The organism is Streptomyces sp. NPDC037273, assembly GCF_055603625.1.
In genome coordinates, this window is record NZ_JBVJVO010000023.1 from 1 (window position 1) to 22164 (window position 22164).

Here is a 22164-nt window from a genome sequence, read left to right on the forward strand (position 1 = left end):
ACCTTACCACCAGCAAGACCCCCCCCCCCCCCCCCACACACACCCCCCCCCCCCCCCCCCCCCCCCCCCCCCCCCCCCCCCCCCCCCGGCCCCGCTGCGTCTCCCGGCCCACGAGCGAGCGGGACACAGGCCTCCGGATACGCCGAAGGGGCCCGCGGCAGAGGTGCTGCGGGCCCCTTCGGCGTATCCGTGGCTCCTGACCGGAGCCACGGATGCGGGGGACTCAGGCGTCCAGGTCCCGGCGGATCCTGGACTTCAGGTCGCTGAAGCGCGCCAGGATGCCGTTGACGAACTTCGGCGACTCGTCCGTGGAGAACTCCTTGGCGAGCTGTACGGCCTCGTCGATCGCGACCGCGTCCGGCGTGCCGTCCTCCCAGATCAGCTCGTACGCGCCGAGGCGCACGATGTTCCGGTCGGCGACCGGCATCCGGTCGAGGTCCCAGTCCACCGCGTAGGTGGCGATCAGCTCGTCGATGCGCGCGACCTGGGCCGCGTACCCCTCGACCAGCTGCATGGTGAAGTCGCTGACCGGCGGCTGCCGGTCGTCGGACCGCGCGAGGCGGACCTGGTCCGCGAGGACCTCCTGGACGGAGGCGTCACGCTGATCGGCCTCGAAGAGGATCTGGAAGGCGCGCTTGCGCGCCTTGCTCCGAGCGGCCACGGTTAGCTGTTCACCCGGCCGAGGTAGCTGCTGTCGCGCGTGTCGACCTTGACCTTCTCACCGGTGGTGACGAAGAGCGGGACCTGGATCTCGTGGCCGGTCTCCAGCGTGGCGGGCTTGGTGCCACCGGTGGAGCGGTCGCCCTGGACACCCGGGTCGGTGTGCTGGATGGTCAGCGTGACGGCGGCCGGCAGCTCGACGTAGAGCACCTCGCCCTCGTGCTGCGCGACCGAGGCCTCGAAGCCCTCGATCAGGAAGTTGGCGGCGTCGCCGACGGCCTTGCGGTCGACGTGCAGCTGGTCGTAGGTCTCCATGTCCATGAAGACGAAGTAGTCGCCGTCCATGTAGGAGAACTGCATGTCGCGGCGGTCGATGGTGGCCGTCTCGACCTTGACGCCCGCGTTGAAGGTCTTGTCGACGACCTTGCCGGACAGCACGTTCTTGAGCTTGGTGCGCACGAAGGCCGGGCCCTTGCCGGGCTTGACGTGCTGGAACTCGACGACGGACCAGAGCTGGCCCCCGTCGAGCTTGAGCACCATGCCGTTCTTGAGGTCGTTCGTGGAAGCCACGGTTGCGGAATCTCCTGGACTGACGTGACCGAGGAGGCGTACGCGCCTTACAGCGCGAGCAGCTCCTTGGTCGTGATGGTGAGTAGCTCGGGTCCGCCGTCCGCCTCCTGGCGTACGACGAGCGTGTCATCGATCCGGACTCCGCCCCGGCCCGGGAGGTGGACCCCCGGTTCGACGGTGACCGGCACGCAAGCGTCCAGTTTACCCATGGCCGAAGGTGAGAGCTGCGGGTCCTCGTCGATTTCGAGCCCGACGCCGTGCCCGGTGAGCGGTACCGAGGCCTCCGCGTGGCCCGCCGCGTCCAGGATCTGCCGGGCCGCCCGGTCCACGTCCCGGTACTCCGCGCCCGGCGCCAGGGATTCCCGTCCGGCCCGCTGAGCGGCGAAGACGAGCTCGTACAGCTCGATCTGCCAGTCGGCGGGGGTGGTGCCGATCACGAAGGTGCGGCCGATCTCGCACCGGTAGCCGCGGTAGTCGGCGCCGAGGCAGACGGAGAGGAAATCCCCTTCCTCGACCCGGCGGTCGGTCGGCCGGTGGCCACGGCGCCCGGAGTGCGGGCCGGTCGCCACCGAGGTGGGGAAGGCCGCCCCGTCGGCGCCGTGGTCGACGAGCCGCCGCTCCAGCTCCAGGGCGAGGTGGCGCTCGGTCCGTCCCACCAGGATCGACTCCAGGAGCTCGCCGAGCGCCTGGTCGGCGATCTCGGCGGCGATCCGCAGACAGGCGATCTCGTCCTCGTCCTTGACGATCCTGAGCTGCTCCACGGCGCACGCGAGGTCGGCGAGGTGGAGTCCGGGCGCGACCGAGCCCATGGCCCGGTGCCGGGCCACCGTCAGGTCGTGCTCCTCGACGGCGAGCGCGTCGGCGCCGGCCCGGCGGGCCAGGTCGACGGCCGCGACCGCCGGATCACCGCCGCCGGCGGGCAGGACCTGCTGTCTCAGCAGCTCGTCGAGCCGCCCGTCGGCCGGTTCGCCACCGGGCGCGACGGGACAGAGCAGGACGTCCGCGTCCGGCTCCGGGCCGACGAACAGCACGGCGCCGGGCGGCGAACCACCCGCGAGATAGCGGACGTTGGCGGGGCGGGAGACCAGGGCCGCCGCGCTGCCCGCGGCCGCGCAGCGGTCGCGCAGCCGCACCCGGCGGTCCGCATACACCTCTGACATGCTCCGAGCGTACGAGGAGTGTGCCGAGGCGGCCTGTTCTGCGCGGCCGACCGGGCGGGAGCCGCCCGCCCCGGGTCACCAGGTGGGCGGACTCGCGATCGCGCGGGCGAGGACGTCGTCGAGGACCCGGGCGGTGGTCTCGACGTCGTACGTGGAGTTGTCGATGATCGGCAGCCCGGAGCCGTACCAGCCGGCCATCCGGCCGTGGATGGCGGCGACCTCCTCGTCGGAGAGCCGCCGGTTGCCGCTGCGCTCGGCGTTCCGCTCCAGCACGATCTCCAGGCCCGGCAGCAGGACCACCGGCAGCAGGCCGGGGCCGACGTGCCGCTTCCAGCCGCCGAGGCCGACGACGGGCCGGTCGGGGAAGACCGCGTCGTCGACGATGCACGAGATCCCGTTGGCGAGGAAGTTCCGCGCGGCGAAGCCACAGGTGCGGCGGGCGAGGCGGTACTGCGCCTCGGAGTGCTCGTTCCACCCCGACTGCGGGTCGGCGAACCCCGAGCACACCCACTCGCGCACGTCGTCGAGGCTGATGTGCGCGGTGGGCACCCGCCGCCGCTGCGCCCAGTGCCGCGCGACGGTCGTCTTCCCGGCCCCCGCGGGCCCGATGAGCAGCACGGCGAGCGTGGCCGTTCCCGTCCCGCCGGCGTGCTCCCCACCGGGCGCCTGCGGCGCGCCCACCGGCGGCAGCGACACGTGCCCGGTCGGGTCCACCCGCGGCTGCGGCGCACCCGGATACGGCGTGGCCGCCGGCCGCTGCGGTACGGCTCCGCCCCACGCCGCTCCCCCGGGCGTCCCGTGCGGCGCCGGCGCCTGCGGGTGCCGCGGAGCCGCCGCCTGAACGGTCCGGTGCACCCCGAGCCGGGGCGCGCCCGCCGGAGGACCGACGGGCGGCCCGGCGACAGGCGGCGGGCCGGCTATCGGCGGCGTCCCGGCGGGCACGGCCCCAGCCGGCGGCGGACCGGCGGGTACGGCCCCAGCCGGTGGCTGACCGGCGGGTACGGCCCCGCCCGACGGAGCCGTACCCGCCGGGTAGCCCGGGTAAGGGGTGCCGCGCGGCGGTGTCGGGGGGACGGGGGGAAGCGGGCCGGGGGCGGTGCTGTCCGCCGCCGGGCCCGGAAGGGTGCCGGGGTCGGGTGTCTGCCCCGGCCGTTCGGGCGGTGGCAGCGGACCCCCCACTGCGTGCTGCATCCGGTGCCACTCCGTCTCGTACGCCTGTCGGCCTCTGGTATCCGTGGACGCCGGAACGTTACCGTCCCCGGCCCCCACATGGGCAACGGCCGGGGACGTCCTCTGGTGCCCCGTCAGCCGGCGAGTTCCTCGGCGAGCGCCCGCAGGGCGAGCCGGTAGGAACCGATGCCGAAGCCGGCCACCGTCCCGGTCGCCACGGCCGCGACGACCGAGGTGTGCCGGAACTCCTCCCGCGCGTACGGGTTCGAGATGTGCACCTCGATCAGGGGCGCGGTCCGCTGGGCGGCCGCGTCCCGCATCCCGTACGAGTAGTGCGTGAACGCGCCGGGGTTGATCACCACCGGGATCGAGCCGTCCGCGGCCTCGTGGAGCCAGCGGATCATCTCGCCCTCGTCGTTGGTCTCCCGCACGTCGACGTCGAAGCCGAGCTCCGCGCCGAGCGTCCGGCAGGACTCGACGAGCCCCTTGTACGAGGTGGCCCCGTAGATGTCGGGCTCCCGGGAGCCGAGACGGCCCAGGTTGGGGCCGTTCAGCACCAGGACCGGACGCGTCCCGCTCACGCCGACACCTCTCCGTACGCCGCGATCAGGACGGCCGGGTCCGGGCCTTCGAGGACGGTCGGCTTGCCGATCCCGTCGAGCACGATGAAGCGGAGCAGGTCGCCGCGGGACTTCTTGTCGACCCGCATGGTCTCCAGGAGCTTGGGCCACTGGTCGCCGCGGTAGGTGAGCGGCAGACCGACGGACTCCAGGATCGAGCGGTGGCGGTCGGCGGTGGCGTCGTCGAGCCGCCCGGCGAGCCGGCCGAGCTCGGCGGCGAAGACCATGCCGACGGAGACGGCGGCGCCGTGGCGCCACTTGTACCGCTCGTTCTTCTCGATGGCGTGGGCGAGGGTGTGGCCGTAGTTGAGGATCTCGCGGCGGCCGGCCTCCTTGAGGTCGCCGGAGACGACCTCGGCCTTGACCTTGATCGAGCGGACGAGCAGCTCGGCGGTGTGCGGACCGGCCGGCGTACGGGCCGCCTGCGGGTCCTCCTCGATGAGGTCGAGGATCACCGGGTCGACGATGAAGCCGGCCTTGATGATCTCGGCGAGACCGCTGACGTAGTCGTGCACCGGCAGCGAGTCGAGGGCGGCGAGGTCGCAGAGCACCCCGGCCGGCGGGTGGAAGGAGCCGACGAGGTTCTTGCCCTCGGCGGTGTTGATGCCGGTCTTGCCGCCGACGGCCGCGTCGACCATCGCGAGGACGGTGGTCGGTACGGCGATCCAGCGGACGCCCCGCAGCCAGGTCGCGGCGACGAAGCCGGCGAGGTCGGTGGTGGCGCCGCCGCCGACGCCGATGACGACGTCGCTGCGGGTGAAGCCGGTCTGGCCGAGCGCCTTCCAGCAGTAGGCGGCGACCTCGGCGGTCTTCGCCTCCTCGGCGTTGGGCACCTGGATGGCGACGGCCTCGTAGCCCTGCTCGGCGAGGTCGGCGCGGAGCGCCTCGCCGGTGTCGGCGAGCGCCTCCGGGTGGATCACGGCGACCCGCTTGGCCTGGGTGCCGATCAGCGCGGGGAGCTCGCCGAGCAGCTGCCGGCCGACCAGCACCTCGTACGGATCCGTGCCCGCGCTGCCCGCGACGTGGATGCGGGTGGTTTCCTGGTCGGTCATGCGTCCTTCTTCAGGTCCAGTGCCGAGAGGACCGCGTCCGCGACCTCCTGGGGGGTGCGGTCGTCGGTGGCGACGACCGCCCGGGCTACTTCGGTGTACAGGTGGCGGCGTGCGTCCATCAGCTCGCGCCACTGGCGGCGCGGGTTGACGGCGAGCAGCGGCCGCGCGGTGTTGAGGCCGACGCGGCGGACCGCCTCCTCGACGTCCATCGAGAGGTACGCGACGGGCAGCCCCGCGAGCAGGGCGCGGGTGCTGTCGTCGAGGATCGCTCCGCCGCCGAGGGAGAGCACGCCCTCGTGCTCGGCGACGGCGGTGGCGACCGCGGCCCGCTCCAGGGCGCGGAAGTGCTCCTCGCCGTCCTCGACGAAGATGTCGGAGATCTCGCGTCCCTCGGCGGCGACGATGTCGGCGTCCGTGTCCCGGTAGGGCGCGCCGAGCCGTTCGGCCAGGAGCGCGCCCACCGTGGACTTGCCGGAGCCCATGGGCCCGACGAGGACGACCAGGGGACCCCCGGTCACCGGATGTGCAGGTTGTCGAGGTACGACCGCACGTTGCGGCGGGTCTCGGGGACGCTGTCGCCGCCGAACTTCTCGACGACGGCGTCGGCGAGGACGAGCGCGACCATGGCCTCGGCGACGATGCCGGCGGCGGGGACGGCGCACACGTCGGAGCGCTGGTGGTGGGCGGCCGCGGCCTCGCCGGTGGCGACGTCGATGGTGGCGAGGGCGCGCGGGACGGTCGCGATCGGCTTCATCGCGGCGCGGACGCGCAGCAGCTCGCCGGTGGTCAGGCCGCCCTCGGTGCCGCCGGAGCGGCCGGAGGTGCGCTTGATGCCGTCCTCGGTGCGGACGATCTCGTCGTGGGCCTGCGAGCCGGGCACGCGGGCCAGGTCGAAGCCGTCGCCGACCTCGACGCCCTTGATGGCCTGGATGCCCATGAGGGCGGCGGCCAGGCGGGCGTCGAGCCGCCGGTCCCAGTGGACGTGCGAGCCGAGGCCGACGGGCACGCCGTACGCGAGGACCTCGACGACGCCGCCGAGGGTGTCGCCGTCCTTGTGGGCCTGGTCGATCTCGGCGACCATCGCCTTCGACGCGTCGGCGTCGAGGCAGCGGACCGGGTCGGCGTCGAGCTTCTCGACGTCGGCGGGGGTCGGGTAGACGCCGTAGGGCGCCTTGGCGGCGGCCAGTTCGACGACGTGCGAGACGATCTCGATGCCCGCGGCCTCCTTGATGAAGGACCGGGCGACGGCGCCGAGGGCGACCCGGGCGGCGGTCTCCCGGGCGCTGGCGCGCTCCAGGATCGGCCGGGCCTCGTCGAAGCCGTACTTCTGCATGCCGGCGAGGTCGGCGTGGCCGGGGCGCGGCCGGGTCAGGGCGGCGTTGCGGCCCGTCTCCTTGAGCTCCGCCGGGTCGACCGGGTCGGCCGACATGACCTTCTCCCACTTGGGCCACTCGGTGTTGCCGACCATGACGGCGATCGGGGAACCGAGGGACAGCCCGTGGCGGACGCCGCCGAGGAAGGTCACCTCGTCCTGCTCGAACTTCATGCGGGCGCCACGTCCATAGCCGAGGCGTCGCCGCGCGAGGTGGTCCGCCACCAGCTCAGTGGTGACCGGGACGCCGGCGGGAAGACCCTCCAGCGTCGCGACCAGCGCGGGTCCGTGGGACTCCCCAGCGGTCAGCCAACGCAACCTGCTCAACGATGCTCCTCATGCTCGCGCCTGGGCACTGCGATCGGCGCGGCCGGGTGCGCGGCCCTGGCCCGCCGCCCCCGATCCTTTCACGTCCGGGGGACGAACCCGGCCTCCGGTCCATCTATCGGACGTCGGCCTCGCTCCGGTGGACGGCCTCGCCGCTCCGGGGGTCGGCCTCGCTCTCCTCCGGGGGCGCGCCGAACCGCTCGACTCGGTACGGGGGAGCCTACCGAGCCGCCAGGGCCTGCTCCCCCGCCGCTCGCATGGCGGCGAGCGGGGCCGGGGCGCGGCCGGTGATCTGCTCGACCTGGAGGACGGCCTGGTGGACGAGGAGGTCGAGGCCGCCGACGACCTTGCCGCCGCGCTCGTACCAGGCGGCGGCGAGGGCGGTGGGCCAGGGGTCGTAGAGGACGTCGAAGAGGGTGCCGACGGTCTCGGGGACGGCGGCGGCGAGGGCGTTGGTGGTGCCGGCCGGGGTGGTCGCGACGACCAGCGGGGCCGTGAAGGCCTCGGCGGCGCTCTCCCAGTCGGCGGTACGGACGTCCACGCCGAGCCGCTCGCCCCAGCCGCGCATCTCCTCGGCGCGGGCCTCGCTGCGGACGTACGCGGTGACGGGGCCGGCGCAGATCCGGGCGAGGGCGGCGAGCGCGGAGGAGGCGGTGGCGCCGGCTCCGAGGATCGCCGCCGACTCCACCTTGTCGACGCCCCGCTCGCGCAGGGCGGCGATCATGCCGGGGATGTCGGTGTTGTCGCCGACCCGCCGCCCGTCCTCGCGGAGGACGACGGTGTTGACGGCCTCCACGGCGGCGGCCGTGTCGCTGATCTCGTCGAGCAGCGGGATGATCGCCCGCTTGAGCGGCATGGTCAGCGACAGGCCGGCCCAGGTTCCGTCCAGCTCCCCGACGAACCCGGGCAGCGCCGCCTCGTCGACCTCGAACCGCTCGTACGACCAGCCGTCGAGACCGAGCTCGGCGTACGCGGCCCGGTGCAGGACCGGGGAGAGCGAGTGGGCGATCGGCGATCCGAGGACCGCCGCTCGTCGTGCTGCCGGCATCAGTTTTTCCTTGACTCGTTGAACTTTTCGACCAGCTTCTGGTGCTCGGCGTTGGTCTTGGTGAACTGGGACGTCTTGCCGTCGATCGAGACGAAGTAGTACCAGCCGTCGCTCGTCGGGGTGAGCACGCCCTGCACCGCCTCGACACCGGGGTTGCCGATGGGACCGGGCGGCAGGCCCTTGACGAAGTACGTGTTGTACGGGTTGTCGTACTTCCGCAGCTCTTCCAGGGTGAGGTCGATCTTGCTCTGGTTCTTGATGTAGTTGTACGTCGAGTCGAATTCGAGCCCGCCGTAGGTCTGCGGGTTCGACGGCTTGAGGCGGTTGTAGACGACCTCGGCCATCTTGCGGAAGTCGTCGTGCGACACGCCCTCGGCCTGGACGAGGCTCGCGATCGTGACGAGCTCCCAGGGACTCTGGAGGCCGAGCGTCTGCGCCTTGGTCTCCAGGTCGAGCTTCCCGTACTCCTGGTTGGCGCGGCTCACCATCTTGCGGAGGACGTCCTCGGGCTTGTTGCCCTTGGCGACCGGGTAGCTCGCGGGGAAGAGGAAGCCCTCCAGCGGGTCCTTCACGTTCTTGTGGTTCTTCGCCCACTCCGGCAGGCCGAGGTCGGCCGACTTCGCCTTCGCGACGCCCTGGGTGGTGCCCGGCTTGAGGTCGAGACGCTTGTCGATCTGCTCGTACACCCAGACGTTCCGCCGGCCCTCGGGGATGACGAAGTTGGTCTGGCTCGCCGGGTTGAGCATCAGCGTGACGGCGCTCTCCGCCGACATCTCCTTCTTCAGCGTGTAGACGCCCGCCTGGATGGAGAGGCCGCGGGGATTCTTGCCCTGCGCGGAGACGAAGGCGTCGACGCTCTTGACGACACCGGCCTTCTTGAGGATGTTGCCGATCTCGTAGCCGCCGGCGGACTTGGGGATCTCGACCTGGACCTCGCCGCTGCCGCTGCCCGTGTAGTCGGGGGCGGCGCCGAACTCGCCCTGCCAGAACTGGTAGCCGAAGTAGCCGATGCCGCCGACGCCGCCGGCGAGGACGAGGGCGACGACCAGGCAGGCGACGCCGTTCTTGCCTTTGCGTTTCTTTGCTTTGCTGCGGCGCTCGCGGTCGCCGCCGCGGGAGCCCCGGCCGGCGGGCTCCTCGTCGTACTCGTCGTCGCGCTCGGCCTCGCCTGCGAAGAAGGCGTGCTCCTCCTCCGGCTCCGGGCGCGCCTCTTCCTCCGGGGCCCAGTCGACGACCGGCTCCGGCGGGGTGCGGCGGCGGCCGGGGGGCTGCGGCGGCGGGTAGGCCTCGGGGGTGCCGTAGAGGTCGGGGTTCTGACCGCCGTACGGATCGGCCGGGGGCGCGTTGTAGGCCATCGCGGCCTGGCCGGTCTCCCAGTTGCCGTCGTACTGCTGTCCGAGGTTCCCGGGCGTGTCGTAACCGCCCGGGTACCCCGTCCCGTACTGCTGCTCGGCCTGGGGGGCCTGCTGGTAGTGCGTCTGCTGCTGGTGCTGCGGCTGCTGCTGGTAGTGCTGGTACTGCGGGTCGACATAGCCCTGCGGCGGCTGCTGCTGGTAGTGCTGCTGCTGCGCCTGCTGCTGGTACGGGTCGCCCTCGTACCCCTGGCCCGCCTGCTGGGCGGCCTGGCCGTACGGGTCCGCATAGCCCTGGTGGCCCTGGCCGTACGGGTCCGCCTGCTGCGGCTGCGGGTAGTGCTGCTGCTGACCCTCCCACCCCTGGTCCCCGTACAGCGGGTCCCCGGGGTGCCACGGTTCGGAGCCAGGGCCCCGGCCATACTCAGTCATCGATCCCCAAAACAGCCGCGAGGCTTCCGGACGATCCGCCTCTACGTAGTGCGGCAGCAATTCGAACACCGCCGCATCGCGCGGAACGTTACCGTATCGCGATCAGATGACCACTTCGACGCCCTCACCGGGCGGATTACCTGATACCCGTTCGGACTCAAGAGCGTTCTGAAGGATGATCACGGCGGCGGCCTGGTCGATGACGGACCGCCCCTTCTTGGCCTTCACACCCGAGGCCCGCAGGCCCTGGGTCGCGGTGACCGTGGTCATCCGCTCGTCGACGAGACGGACCGGCACCGGGGCGATGCCCTTGGCCATCTCCCGCGCGAAGGCCCGGACCTTGGTGGCGGCGGGACCCTCCCGCCCGCTGAGCGAGCGGGGCAGACCCACCACGACCTCGATGGGCTCGTACTCCTCGACGATCTGGCGGAGCCGCCGGTGGGCGGCCGGGACGTCACGTCCCGGCACGGTCTCCACCGGCGTCGCGAGGACCCCGTCGGGGTCGCACGAGGCGACCCCGATCCGGGCGTCCCCGACGTCGACCGCGAGACGGCGGCCGCGGCGCATCGTCACGCCGTCTCCACCACGAGCCGCTCGACGGCGGCGATGGCCTCGCCGACGGCCTCCGGGTTCTGGCCGCCGCCCTGGGCGACGTCCGGCTTGCCGCCGCCACCGCCACCGAGGGTCTTGGCGGCCGTGCGGACCAGCTCGCCGGCCTTGAGACCGCGCTCACGGGCGGCCTCGTTGGTGGCGATGACCGTGAGCGGCTTGCCGTTGACCGTGGTGAACAGGGCGACGACGGCCGGACGGTCGGACGGGAAGCGCCCGCGCACGTCGAGGACCAGCTTGCGCAGGTCGTCGGCGCCGGTGCCGTCCTGGACCTTGCCCGTGACGAGGGCGAGGCCGCGGATGTCCTGGGCGGAGTCGACGAGACCGGCGGCGGCCTGGAGGACCTTCTCCGCACGGAACTTCTCGATCTCCTTCTCGGCGTCCTTCAGCTTGCCGAGCATCGCGGAGATCTTCTCCGGCAGCTCCTCCGGACGGCCCTTGACCAGCTCCTGGAGCTGGGCCACGACCGTGTGCTCGCGAGCCAGGAAGTTGTACGCGTCGACGCCGACGAGGGCCTCGATACGGCGCACACCGGAGCCGATGGAGGACTCGCCGAGCAGCTTCACCAGGCCCAGCTGGGCGGTGTTGCCGACGTGCGTGCCGCCGCACAGCTCCTTGGAGAAGTCGCCGATGGTGACGACGCGGACCTGCTCGCCGTACTTCTCGCCGAACTCGGCGATGGCGCCCTGGCGCTTGGCCTCGTTGATCGGCATGACCTCGGCGTGGACCTCCAGCTCGCGCGAGAGGACCTCGTTGATCTTCTGCTCGACGTCGGTGAGGACGGCGCCGGGGACGGCGTTCGGCGAACCGAAGTCGAAGCGGAAGCGGCCGGGCTGGTTCTCCGAACCGGCCTGGGCGGCCGTCGGGCCGAGGGCGTCGCGCAGCGCCTGGTGCGTCAGGTGGGTGGCCGAGTGGGCGCGGGCGATGGCCCGGCGGCGCTTGACGTCGATGGAGGCGTACGCGGTGGCGCCGACGGTCACCTCGCCGACCTGCACGGAACCCTTGTGCACGGAGACACCCGGGACCGGCTGCTGGACGTCGCGGACCTCGATGACGGCGCCGCTGTGCAGCTTGATGCGGCCCTGGTCGGCGATCTGGCCGCCGCCCTCGGCGTAGAACGGGGTGCGGTCAAGGACGACCTCGACCTCGTCGCCCTCGGTGGCGGCCGGCGAGGAGACACCGTTGACCAGGAGGCCGACGACGGTGGTCTCGCCCTCGGTGTTGGTGTAACCGGTGAACTGGGTGGCGCCGTTGCCGTCGGCGATCTCCCGGTACGCGGTCATGTCGGCGTGGCCGGTCTTCTTGGCCTTGGCGTCGGCCTTGGCGCGGTCCCGCTGCTCCTTCATCAGGCGGCGGAAGCCGTCCTCGTCCACGGAGAGGCCCTGCTCGGCGGCCATCTCCAGGGTGAGGTCGATCGGGAAGCCCCAGGTGTCGTGGAGCAGGAAGGCCTTCTCGCCGGCGAGGACCGTGCCGCCGGCGGCCTTGGTCTCGGTCACGGCGGTGTCGAGGATGTTCGTGCCGCCCTTGAGGGCCTTCAGGAAGGCAGCTTCTTCGGCGAGCGCGACGGTCTCGATGCGCTTGCGGTCGGTGACGAGCTCCGGGTACTGCTCGCCCATCGTGTTGATCACGGTGTCGACGAGCTCCTGCACGACCGGTCCCGTGGCGCCGAGGAGGCGCATGTTGCGGACGGCGCGGCGCATGATGCGGCGGAGCACGTAGCCGCGGCCCTCGTTGCCCGGCGTGACGCCGTCGCCGATGAGCATGACGGAGGTGCGCATGTGGTCGGCGACCACGCGCAGCGAGACGTCGCTGTCGTGGGCCTTGCCGTAGGCGACGCCGGTGAGGGCGGTGGCTTTGTCGATGACGACCTGGAGGGTGTCCGTCTCGTACATGTTCTGGACGCCCTGGAGGATCATCGCCAGGCGCTCGAGACCGAGACCGGTGTCGATGTTCTTCGACGGCAGCTCGCCGAGGATCGGGAAGTCGTCCTTGCCCGAGCCCTCGCCGCGCTCGTACTGCATGAAGACCAGGTTCCAGATCTCCACGTACCGCTCGTCGTTGACGGCCGGGCCGCCCTCGACGCCGAACTCGGGGCCGCGGTCGTAGTTGATCTCGGAGCACGGGCCGCAGGGGCCGGGGACGCCCATCGACCAGTAGTTGTCCTTCTTGCCGAGGCGCTGGATGCGCTCGGCCGGGACACCGACGACGTCGCGCCAGATGCGCTCGGCCTCGTCGTCCTCCAGGTAGACGGTGATCCAGAGCTTCTCCGGCTCGAGCCCGTAGCCGCCGTGCTCCACCGGGGTGGTCAGCAGCTCCCAGGCGAGCTTGATGGCGCCTTCCTTGAAGTAGTCGCCGAAGGAGAAGTTGCCGCACATCTGGAAGAACGTGCCGTGGCGGGTGGTCTTGCCGACTTCCTCGATGTCGGGCGTGCGCACGCACTTCTGCACGCTGGACGCGCGCGTGAAGGGCGGCTTGACCTCACCCAGGAAGTAGGGCTTGAACGGCACCATGCCGGCCGGGACGAGCAGCAGAGTCGGGTCGTCCGCGATGAGCGACGCCGAAGGGACGACGGTGTGCCCGCGCTCCTCGAAGAAGCTCAGCCAGCGGCGGCGGATTTCAGCCGACTCCATCAGTGGTCCTCATTCCGGTTGTACGAGATCGTGGGAATTGAATGCGTGGTCGGTTGCGGGGCGAGGCGGAGCGCGGCCTTGCCGCGGGGCTGCGGAAGCTCCCGGTCCTGGGCGGTGCCCGGCTCCACGGGTGCGTCGAGCCCGAGCGCCTCGCCCAGTTCGGCCTCCCGCTGGAGCATGCCCACCCTCACGTCGAGGGCGAAGTCCTTGAGGCGGTGGCCGGTCTCGATCGCCTTGTTCGCCGCCTGGGCCGCGAGGCTCTCGGGGGTCAGCGCCTTCAGCTTGCGGTTGACCTTGGTGGTGGCCCACACGCCGGCGGCTGCGCCGGCCGTGAACCAGAACGTGCGGCGGAACATCGCGGCTCAGCCCTTCTGCTTCCGGCGTCTCGAGGACGGCACGGTACGGCCGACGATCACAGTACGTCGCGCGGAGGCCCGCGGCACGTCCGGCCCGTCCCCGCCGCGGCCGAGCGCCTTGCGCACGCCGTAGCCGAACGCGGCCACCTTGACGAGCGGGCCGCCGAAGGTGGAGGCGACGGTGGAGGAGAGCGCGGAGGCGTTGGAGGTGACCTCCTGGACGTCCGACGCGATGGCGTCGACCCGGTCGAGCTGGGTCTGTGCCGAGCGGACCGTCGCGGAGGCGTCGACCAGCAGCGGGACGGCCTGCTCGGTCACGTCCGCCACCATCTTGGTGGTCGCCTTGAGCGTCTGCGCCAGCCTCACCAGCACCACGGCGAGGAAGGAGACGAGGATCGCCCAGAAGACGGCCACCAGGATGCCGGCAACCTCTCCACCGGTCACTCTGCACCGCTCTCTGTGTCGTCGGATCTGTCGTGGGGTTCTTGCCAAAAGTAGTCCCCCGACCCTATCGCGCCCGGGCTGTGCCGCCGTACCGCATTACCGCTCGTGGGGCGGGAGTTAAGGGAACCGATTGTACGGAGAGCGCGCGGATCGGTACGCTCCGTGTCCCATGCGACGGAGCAATCTCCCGGCGGAGCTGAACCGGTTCGTCGGACGGGCCGCGGAGCAGGCCGCCCTGGCGGCGCTCCTTGAGACGTCCCGCCTCGTGACGGTCGTGGGCGTCGGCGGGGTCGGCAAGACCCGGCTGGCGCTGCGGGCTGCCGCCGGGGCGCAGAAACGCTACGGCGACGGGGTGCGCCTGGCCGATCTCGCGCCGCTGCGCGACCCGGACCTGGTGGCGTACGCCCTGGTGGAGGCGCTCGGCCTCACCGACCACACCCTGCGCGCCCCGCGCGAGGTGCTCCTCGAGCACCTCGCCGAGCGCCGGCTGCTGCTGGTCGTCGACGGCTTCGAGCACCTGGTGGAGACCTGCGCGCCGCTGGTACGCGAGCTCCTGGCGCACGCTCCCGGGCTGACCGTCCTCGCGGCGGGACGGCGGGCGCTGCGGGTGGCGGGCGAGTCCGTGTTCACTCTGGCGCCGATGGGCGAGGCGGACGCGGTGGCGCTGCTCGCCGAGCGGGCGGCGGAGGCGGGCGCCCCGATGGCCCCGGTTCCGGTCGCGGTGCCGGTACCGGCCACCGCCGCCCCGGAGGCCGCGCTTCCGGCCGGTCCTTCGGCGGCCGCGCGGGAGCTGTGCCGGCGGCTCGACGGCATCCCGCTCGCGCTGGAACTGGCGGCGGGGCGGCTGCCGCTGCTCTCCGTCGAACAGATGCTGGCCCGGCTCCACGACCGGTTCCGGCTGCTCACGGACGGCGCCCGCGGCGCCCTCCCCCGCCATCAGACGCTGCGGACGGCTGTCGGCTGGAGCCACGAGCTGTGCACCGCCGAGGAGCGGCTGCTCTGGGCGCGGCTCTCGGTCTTCGCCGGACCCTTCGACCTGGAGGCGGTGGAGTACGTGTGCGGGGGCCCCGAGCTGCCCCCGGAACACATCCTGGATCTGCTCGGGGGCCTGCTCGCGCAGTCCCTGGTGGCGCGCGAGGACGGCCCGGCGGGCCCCGCCTACCGGCTCCTTGACACGGTCGCCGCGTACGGGGCCGAGTGGCTGGCGGCGCTCGGCGACACCGACCGGATGCGGCGGCGGCATCGCGACTGGTACATGGGGCTCGCCACCTGGTGCGAGCTGGAGTGGTTCAGCCCCCGCCAGGCCGAGGTCGCGGCCCGAACGGACGCGGCGCTGCCCAACCTGCGGGCGGCCCTCGACCTGTGCCTCGAATTCCCCGAGGACGCGCACCTCGCCCAGCACCTGGCGGGCACGCTGTGGTTCGCGTGGGTGGGCTGCGGGCGGCTCTCCGAGGGCCGGCACTGGCTCGACCGGGCGCTCGCGCTCGACTCGGGCCACGAGGAGGCGCGGCTGAAGGCACTGTGGGTGCTCGGATACGTGGCCGTCCTGCAGGGCGACGGCACGGCGGCGGTGGCGGCGCTCCACGAATGCGGTGAGCGGGCCAGGGCCTCGGGGAACGCGCTGGCGGAGGCGTACGCCACGCACCGGATGGGCTGTCTGGCGCTGCTCTCGGACGACGTGCAGCGCGCCGAGGAGCTGCTGGGGCGGGCCCTCGCCTCCTACCGGGAGCTCGGCGAGCTCAACAGCAACGTCCTCATGGGCCAGGTCGAGCTGGCCATGGCACGGGCCTTCCAGGAGGACCTGGAGGGGGCGGTCGCGATCTGCCGCGAGGTGCGCGAGGTCTGCGAGGAGCGCGGCGAGCGGTGGACCCGGGCCTACGCCCTGTACGTCCTGGGGTTCTCCGCGTGGACCCGGGGCGCGTACGCGGAGGCGCGGGAGCTGCTCGACGAGTGCGTGTCGATCAACCACACCTTCCGCGACCTGGTCGGCCTCGTCCTGGCGATCGAGCTGCTCGCCCTGGTGACGGTGAGCGAGGGCGACGCGGCGGAGGCGGCGGTCCTCCAGGGGGCGACGGTGCCGGTGTGGGACACGGTCGGCATCCGGCTGTTCGGCTCGGCGACCTTCGGCGGGCCGCGGGCGCTGTGCGAGCAGCAGGCGGACGCCGCGCTGGGCGCGGAGGCGTACGGCATCGCGTTCCGGGAGGGCCAGGCGCTCTCGCTCGACGCGGCGGTGGAACGCGCGCTCGCCGGCCGGCGGAATCCCGCGATCGGCGGCCCGGTCGGTCCGGTGGCCCCGCGCCCGTTCCGTACGGCCAGGGCGGCGGCGGTCCCGGGAACGCGGAAGCCCGCCGGCTCCCCCACCGGTAAGGGCGGGGAAGCGGCGGGCTGAACACCGCGTGGGTGGTACTACGTCCCCCGGCTCGCGCCGGGGGCCCGGATCAGCGGGCGTAGTACTCGACGACCAGCTGCTCGTCGCAGATGACCGGGATTTCCTTGCGGTTCGGGTCGCGGTCGAGGCGGAAGGCCAGGGCCTTCAGGTTGACCTGCAGGTAGCGCGGGGTCTCGCCGTCGGCGGCGAAGCCACCCTCACGGGCCATCTCGAACAGCGGCTTGGTGCGGCTGCGCTCGCGGACCATGACGACGTCGTCCGGACGGACACGGAACGACGGCTTGTCGACCTTGCCACCGTTGACCTGGATGTGACCGTGCACGACCATCTGGCGGGCCTGGTAGATGGTGCGGGCGATGCCCGAACGCAGGACCAGGGCGTCGAGGCGACGCTCGAGCTCGACGACCAGCGCCTCGCCCGTCTTGCCTTCGGCCTTCTTGGCGCGGTCGTAGGCGCGCGCCATCTGGCGCTCGCTGATGTCGTACTGGGCGCGCAGACGCTGCTTCTCGAGCAGACGGACCTTGTAGTCCGAGTTCTGCTTGCGGCCACGGCCGTGCTCGCCCGGCGGGTAGGGGCGGGCCTCGAAGTACTTGACGGCCTTCGGGGTCAGCGCGATGCCGAGGGCACGCGACTTCTTGACCTTGGGACGGGACTGGTTCGGCATGAACCAACCTCTCTATCTGTACGAATACGGCTTCACCAGGGTTAGGGGAGGTCGCATCCGCAGCCCGGGAAACCCGTCCGGTCCGTACGAGACGGACGTGGCGGGCAGCCGCTCCCAGGTCTGGGCACATACGTGCAGCACGCGAACGACCCATCGCCGCTCCCGGGAATCCGGGGGGTGATGGGTGGCCCGCGACACCTTCGAAGGTGCGCGACGCTCCTGGAAACCCCGCCCGAGGGCCGGGTCTCCCGCTGACAGTCCCGCTCTGGTGTCGCCGACCGAAGCCGGACACGGGACGCAGCAATCCGCACCAGTGTACCGGCTCCCCGGGCCGCCGCCGCACCGGCCCCTTTCCCCTCCTCAGCCGCAGGTGGCCAGGAGGTCCAGGACGGCCGCCTTCTCCGGCGGGGAGACCGTCAGGCCGTACGTGGTCTTGATCCCGGTCCAGCGCCGGCCGTACTCGCACCAGTACGCCGTGCGCGGCGGCTTCCACTTGTCCGGCGTCTTGCTGCTCTTCTCGTAGTTCGTCGCCTTGTCGGTGGCGAGCAGGACGTCGAGGTCGTTGGCGTACGCGAGGCGCCGCTCGGGCGTCCACGCCCAGGCGCCCGCGCGCCAGGCCGCGGCGAGGGCGACGACGTGGTCGGTCTGGATCTGCGAGGCCCTGCGGTACGAGTAGGGCAGTTCCTTGCCGGTGTACGGATCGTGCAGGACGCCGGAGAGGACCACGCACGGGTTGCGGTCGCCGAGCCGCACCTCGTCCAGGTCCCGGCGCAGCACGTCGTCCCGGGTGTCGCAGCCGTTGCGCCCGCCCGGGGCGTCGGTCTCGTCGGACCAGCCGTCCCCGAACTTCGTCCGCTCGTACGTCTGCCAGTTCTCGCCCCACGCCACCCTGAGGGCCCCGAGCTGGGCCCGCGCCTGGGCGGCGGTGGGCGGGAAGCCGGGCGTGGCCACCAGGGGCGCGAGCTCGGCCCCCTTGCCGGGCGAGCACGCGACGGCGGTCACTGCCGTCAGGAGCAGGACGGCGGCTCTACGGATCATGGGGCGAGGGTATGGCCGCTCAGCCGCCCTCGCCCTTCAGGCGCCGGCGCACGCGCTCCACCACGTCCGCGTATCTCGCCTCGGCGCCGTGGCGGGTGGGCTCGTAGTACTGCTTGCCGTGGATGGCGTCGGGGGCGTACTGCTGGGCGGCGATGCCGCCGGGGACGTCGTGGGGGTAGACGTAGCCCTGGGCGTGGCCGAGCTTTGCGGCGCCCTTGTAGTGGCCGTCGCGGAGGTGGGGCGGGACGGAGCCCGCCAGGCCGTTGCGGACGTCGGCGAGGGCGGCGCCGATGGCGGTGGTGGCGGTGTTCGACTTGGGGGCCAGGGCCAGGGCGATGGTGGCGTGGCTGAGGGTGAGGGCGGCCTCGGGGAAGCCGATCATGGCGACGGCCTGGGCGGCGGCGACGGCGATCGGCAGGGCGTTCGGGTCGGCGAGGCCGATGTCCTCGCTGGCGGAGATCATCAGCCGGCGGGCGATGAAGCGCGGGTCCTCCCCCGCCTCGATCATCCGGGCCAGGTAGTGCAGGGCCGCGTCCACGTCGGAGCCCCGGATCGACTTGATCAGGGCGCTGGCCACGTCGTAGTGCTGGTCGCCGTCCCGGTCGTACTTCACGGCCGCCCGGTCGACGGTCTCCTCGACGGTCTGGAGGGTGATCTCCGGCTCGCCCTTGGCGATGGCCGCGCCGGCGGCCGCCTCAAGCGCCGTCAGGGCGCGCCGGGCGTCGCCGCCGGCGACCCGCAGGAGGTGGGCCTCGGCGTCGGCCGGCAGGGTCACGGCGCCGCCGAGCCCCCGCTCGCCGGTGAGCGCCCGGGCCATCAGACCGCGCAGGTCCTCGTCGGTCAGCGGCTCCAGGGTGAGGAGCAGCGAGCGGGACAGCAGCGGGGAGATGACGGAGAAGTACGGGTTCTCCGTGGTGGCGGCGATCAGCGTCACCCAGCGGTTCTCCACGGCGGGCAGCAGGGAGTCCTGCTGCGCCTTCGAGAAGCGGTGGATCTCGTCGAGGAAGAGGACGGTCTCCTTGCCGTAGCCCCCGGACGCGCGCCGGGCGCCTTCGATGACGGCCCTGACCTCCTTGACGCCCGCGGTGATCGCGGAGAGCTCCACGAACCGCTTGTTGGTCGCCTTCGAGACGACGTACGCCAGGGTGGTCTTGCCGATGCCTGGCGGGCCCCAGAGGATCACGGAGGAGGCGCCGGCGGGGCCGCCGTCGCCGTCCCCGACGAGCCGGCGCAGCGGCGAGCCGGGCTTGAGCAGGTGCTGCTGGCCCACCACCTCGTCGAGGGTGCGGGGGCGCATCCGGACGGCCAGCGGACTGCTGGCCGGGTCCTTCTCCTGGCGGTCTTCGGCGGCTGCGGTAAAGAGGTCGGGCTCCACAGTCATGAAGCCTAAGTCAGCGCACTGACAGAGCCGGCCGGATCAGCTGGTCCAGAAGTCCCACCAGCGGGTCAGGATCAGCATGCCGATGATCCCGATGTGGAGGACGGGCAGGACCCAGGTGAACTCGTCGAAGAAGGTCCGCAGGCCGCGCGGGGCGGGGATGACACCGCTGCGGACGTTGTGCGAGGTCACGTACCAGAACATGACGATGGTGGCGACCCAGGCCAGGCAGCACCACAGGCACAGCGAGTTGATCTCGTACAGCGACTGGTACATCAGCCAGGTGCAGAAGCCGACGCCGAACAGCGTGCCCGCGTTGAGGCCGAGCCAGTACCAGCGGCGGTAGCGGGCACCGGCGAGCAGGGCCACGCCGATGGCGATCACCATGGCGTAGGTGACGAGGCCCAGCATCGGGTTGGGGAAGCCGAAGACCGAGGCCTGCTCGCTCTTCATGATGTTGCCGCAGGAGACGATCGGGTTGAGGCTGCACCCCGGCGTGAAGTTGGGGTCCTCCAGGAGCTTGATCTTGTCGATCGTGATGACCCACGCGGCGAGCAGTCCGGCCGCTCCGGTGATCACGAGCAGCCAGGCGAAGGCCCGGCTCGCCCCGATCGTGCCGCTGTCCCGGCCGGACGCGGTCTCGTCCACCGCTGCCTTCGTCATGTCGCCTGTTTCCCTCGCTCGCGGGCCTTGTGGGCAGGGTCATTCTGCAACACGTGCCCCGTCCGGCACCGTTCACTGGGCATAAGGAAGGGGGGCCCGGACCGTGACTCCCGGTCCGGGCCCCCCTTCCGTACGTACGACCGTCAGGCCAGCTTGGCCCGTACCGCGTCCACCAGACCGTCCACGGGGACGGCCTGCTGCTCGCCGGACTCCATGTCCTTGAGCTGGACGACGCCCTCGGCGAGGTCGCGCTCGCCGGCGACGACGGCGAGGCGGGCGCCCGAGCGGTTGGCGTCCTTCATGGCGCCCTTGAGGCCCTTGCCGCCGAAGGAGAAGTCGGCGGCGACGCCCTGCCGGCGCAGCTCGGTGACCTTGCCGAAGAGGAGGCGGCGCGCCTCCTCGCCGATGGCGACGGCGAAGACGCTGGTGGCGGCGGGGATGTCGAGCTCGATGCCCTCCGCCTCCAGGGCGAGGACCGTGCGGTCGACGCCGAGCGCCCAGCCCACCGACGGCAGCGCGGGGCCGCCGATCATCTCGGAGAGGCCGTCGTAGCGGCCGCCGCCGCCGACCGCCGACTGCGAGCCGAGACCGCCGTGGACGAACTCGAAGGTGGTGCGGGTGTAGTAGTCCAGGCCGCGGACCAGCTTGGCGTCGTCTTCGAAGACGACGCCCGCCGCGGTGATCAGGGCGCGCACCTCCTCGTGGTACGCCTTGCACGCGTCGCACAGGTAGTCGCGCAGCAGCGGCGCCTCGGTCAGCTGCTTCTGCACGGCCTCGCGCTTGTCGTCGAGGACGCGCAGCGGGTTGATCTCGGCCCGGCGCAGCGTCTCCTCGTCGAGGTCGAGGCCGCGCAGGAAGGTCTGGAGGGCCTCCCGGTAGACCGGGCGGCACTCCTTGTCGCCGAGCGAGTTCAGCAGGATGCGGAAGTTCTTCAGGCCGAGCGAGCGGTACGCCTCGTCGGCCAGGATGATCAGCTCGGCGTCGAGCGCCGGGTCCTCGGCACCGATCGCCTCGGCGCCGACCTGCGAGAAGTGGCGGTAGCGGCCCTTCTGCGGGCGCTCGTAGCGGTAGTACGAGCCGGAGTACCAGAGCTTGACCGGCAGGTTGCCCTGCTTGTGGAGGTTCGCCTCCAGGGCGGCGCGCAGCACGGACGCGGTGCCCTCCGGACGCAGGGCGAGCTTGTCGCCGCCCTTGGTCTCGAAGGCGTACATCTCCTTGCTGACGATGTCGGTGGACTCGCCGACGCCGCGGGCGAAGAGGTTCACGTCCTCGAAGCCGGGGGTCTCGACGTAGCCGTAGCCGGACCTGCGCAGCGGTCCGGAGATCGCGTCCCGGACCGCCAGGTACTTGGCGGAGTAGGGCGGGATCAGGTCGTACGTGCCCTTGGGGGCCTTGAAGGTGCTCACGAAAGTCGTCACATTCCTCGTCGGGGAGCGTCCGTGCTCCCGAGGCCGGCCGCCACGTCCCGCAGATAGGGGTTCGTGGCGCGCTCCTGGCCGATGGTCGTCTGGGGACCGTGTCCCGACAGCACCACGGTCGAGTTGTCGAGCGGCAGGCACACACGGGCCAGCGAAGCGAGCATCTCGTCCATGTCACCGCCGGGAAGGTCGGTGCGTCCGATGGAGCCGGCGAACAGCAGGTCCCCCGAGAAGAACACGGAGGGGATCTCCGTGGTCTCGGGCATCCTGAAGGTCACCGACCCCTTGGTATGACCGGGCGCGTGGGCGACGGAGAAGTCGAGGCCGGCGAGCTTGAGCTCGGCGCCGTCGGTGAGCTCGCGCACGTCGTCGGGCTCGCCCACGGTCAGCTCGCCCATGAGGGGCATCCCGATGGAGCGGCCGAGGGCCTTCTCCGGGTCGCTCATCATGTAGCGGTCGGACGGGTGGATCCACGCGGGGACGTCATGGGCGCCGCACACCGGGACGACGGAGGCGACGTGGTCGATGTGTCCATGGGTGAGGACGACGGCGACGGGCTTGAGCCGATGCTTCTTCAGCGTCTCCTCGACACCCTGTGCGGCCTGGTGGCCCGGGTCGATGATCACGCACTCCTCGCCTGCGGCGGGGGCGACCAGATAGCAATTGGTCCCCCAGGCCCCGGCGGGGAACCCGGCAATCAGCACGTTCGTCCTTAGTTGTCGTCCGGCACGGGGGCGCGGAAGTCGTGGAAAACACGGAATGCGGCAGATCAGAGCCTACCGGCGGTGCCGCTTCCACAGCCAACCCGTATA

Annotated in this window: 21 protein-coding genes; 1 reads left to right on the plus strand and 20 read right to left on the minus strand. The window is 72.1% G+C overall.

All coding sequences use genetic code 11. The annotated features are described in order from the left end of the window. Window positions 1–223: 223 nt before the first annotated feature. The 14 genes from nusB to ACZ7G1_RS36400 form a co-directional block, all read right to left on the minus strand. Window positions 224–661 (minus strand): transcription antitermination factor NusB, encoded by a 438-nt coding sequence (nusB, locus tag ACZ7G1_RS36335; RefSeq protein WP_470879239.1) that lies wholly within the window; start codon window positions 659–661, stop codon window positions 224–226. Between the two features lie 2 nt (window positions 662–663). After that, window positions 664–1230: an elongation factor P gene (gene efp, locus ACZ7G1_RS36340; RefSeq protein WP_470879237.1), complete on the minus strand. Its 567-nt coding sequence runs from the start codon at window positions 1228–1230 to the stop codon at window positions 664–666. A 47-nt stretch (window positions 1231–1277) separates the two neighbouring features. Further along, window positions 1278–2390 (minus strand): M24 family metallopeptidase, encoded by a 1113-nt coding sequence (locus tag ACZ7G1_RS36345; protein WP_470879235.1) that lies wholly within the window; start codon window positions 2388–2390, stop codon window positions 1278–1280. A 75-nt stretch (window positions 2391–2465) separates the two neighbouring features. After that, window positions 2466–3581 carry an AAA family ATPase gene (locus ACZ7G1_RS36350; RefSeq protein WP_470879234.1) on the minus strand — a complete coding sequence of 372 codons (1116 nt, stop codon included), beginning with the start codon at window positions 3579–3581 and terminating at the stop codon, window positions 2466–2468. 113 nt (window positions 3582–3694) lie between these two features. Then, a complete protein-coding gene (gene aroQ / locus ACZ7G1_RS36355; protein ID WP_470879232.1) occupies window positions 3695–4141 on the minus strand; it encodes a type II 3-dehydroquinate dehydratase in 447 nt (148 codons plus the stop codon). Then, the gene (aroB, locus tag ACZ7G1_RS36360) at window positions 4138–5232 is read right to left on the minus strand and encodes a 3-dehydroquinate synthase (RefSeq protein ID WP_470879230.1); all 1095 of its coding nucleotides are present in this window, start codon (window positions 5230–5232) and stop codon (window positions 4138–4140) included. Before aroB ends, aroQ begins: the two co-directional genes overlap by 4 nt. Then, complete coding sequence (locus ACZ7G1_RS36365; protein WP_470879228.1) at window positions 5229–5750, minus strand: shikimate kinase; 522 nt, start codon at window positions 5748–5750, stop codon at window positions 5229–5231. Before ACZ7G1_RS36365 ends, aroB begins: the two co-directional genes overlap by 4 nt. Next, window positions 5747–6931, minus strand: coding sequence for a chorismate synthase (gene aroC, locus ACZ7G1_RS36370; RefSeq protein ID WP_470879227.1), 1185 nt, complete (start codon window positions 6929–6931; stop codon window positions 5747–5749). Before aroC ends, ACZ7G1_RS36365 begins: the two co-directional genes overlap by 4 nt. A gap of 220 nt (window positions 6932–7151) precedes the next feature. Next, entirely contained in the window at window positions 7152–7979 is an 828-nt protein-coding gene (locus tag ACZ7G1_RS36375) for a shikimate dehydrogenase (protein ID WP_470879225.1), read from the minus strand. After that, window positions 7979–9763 carry an endolytic transglycosylase MltG gene (gene mltG, locus ACZ7G1_RS36380; protein WP_470879224.1) on the minus strand — a complete coding sequence of 595 codons (1785 nt, stop codon included), beginning with the start codon at window positions 9761–9763 and terminating at the stop codon, window positions 7979–7981. Before mltG ends, ACZ7G1_RS36375 begins: the two co-directional genes overlap by 1 nt. A 102-nt stretch (window positions 9764–9865) precedes the next feature. Then, window positions 9866–10330, minus strand: coding sequence for a Holliday junction resolvase RuvX (gene ruvX / locus ACZ7G1_RS36385; RefSeq protein WP_030693079.1), 465 nt, complete (start codon window positions 10328–10330; stop codon window positions 9866–9868). A 2-nt stretch (window positions 10331–10332) separates the two neighbouring features. Next, window positions 10333–13002 carry an alanine--tRNA ligase gene (gene alaS / locus ACZ7G1_RS36390; protein WP_470879222.1) on the minus strand — a complete coding sequence of 890 codons (2670 nt, stop codon included), beginning with the start codon at window positions 13000–13002 and terminating at the stop codon, window positions 10333–10335. After that, entirely contained in the window at window positions 13002–13358 is a 357-nt protein-coding gene (locus tag ACZ7G1_RS36395; protein ID WP_470879220.1) for a DUF6167 family protein, read from the minus strand. The genes alaS and ACZ7G1_RS36395 overlap by 1 nt, the downstream gene beginning before the upstream one ends. Before the next feature lie 6 nt (window positions 13359–13364). After that, window positions 13365–13802 carry a DUF948 domain-containing protein gene (locus tag ACZ7G1_RS36400; RefSeq protein WP_470879219.1) on the minus strand — a complete coding sequence of 146 codons (438 nt, stop codon included), beginning with the start codon at window positions 13800–13802 and terminating at the stop codon, window positions 13365–13367. A gap of 169 nt (window positions 13803–13971) precedes the next feature. Between ACZ7G1_RS36400 and ACZ7G1_RS36405 the strand changes: the two genes are divergently transcribed. Continuing rightward, window positions 13972–16191 carry an ATP-binding protein gene (locus tag ACZ7G1_RS36405; protein ID WP_470879218.1) on the plus strand — a complete coding sequence of 740 codons (2220 nt, stop codon included), beginning with the start codon at window positions 13972–13974 and terminating at the stop codon, window positions 16189–16191. A gap of 49 nt (window positions 16192–16240) precedes the next feature. On the opposite strand, the gene rpsD is transcribed toward ACZ7G1_RS36405, so the two are convergent. The 6 genes from rpsD to ACZ7G1_RS36435 all read right to left on the minus strand — a co-directional run bounded on the left by rpsD (window position 16241) and on the right by ACZ7G1_RS36435 (window position 22056). Then, window positions 16241–16855: a 30S ribosomal protein S4 gene (rpsD, locus tag ACZ7G1_RS36410; protein ID WP_015032311.1), complete on the minus strand. Its 615-nt coding sequence runs from the start codon at window positions 16853–16855 to the stop codon at window positions 16241–16243. Window positions 16856–17215: 360 nt separating this feature from the next. Then, complete coding sequence (locus tag ACZ7G1_RS36415) at window positions 17216–17893, minus strand: HNH endonuclease family protein (RefSeq protein ID WP_470879217.1); 678 nt, start codon at window positions 17891–17893, stop codon at window positions 17216–17218. Window positions 17894–17912: 19 nt separating this feature from the next. Continuing rightward, entirely contained in the window at window positions 17913–19268 is a 1356-nt protein-coding gene (locus tag ACZ7G1_RS36420) for a replication-associated recombination protein A (RefSeq protein ID WP_470879332.1), read from the minus strand. A 42-nt stretch (window positions 19269–19310) separates the two neighbouring features. After that, the gene (locus tag ACZ7G1_RS36425; protein WP_470879215.1) at window positions 19311–19934 is read right to left on the minus strand and encodes a vitamin K epoxide reductase family protein; all 624 of its coding nucleotides are present in this window, start codon (window positions 19932–19934) and stop codon (window positions 19311–19313) included. Window positions 19935–20077: 143 nt separating this feature from the next. Then, entirely contained in the window at window positions 20078–21340 is a 1263-nt protein-coding gene (gene hisS, locus ACZ7G1_RS36430) for a histidine--tRNA ligase (protein ID WP_470879213.1), read from the minus strand. Between the two features lie 8 nt (window positions 21341–21348). Further along, the gene (locus ACZ7G1_RS36435; protein WP_030316256.1) at window positions 21349–22056 is read right to left on the minus strand and encodes an MBL fold metallo-hydrolase; all 708 of its coding nucleotides are present in this window, start codon (window positions 22054–22056) and stop codon (window positions 21349–21351) included. Window positions 22057–22164: the final 108 nt, after the last annotated feature.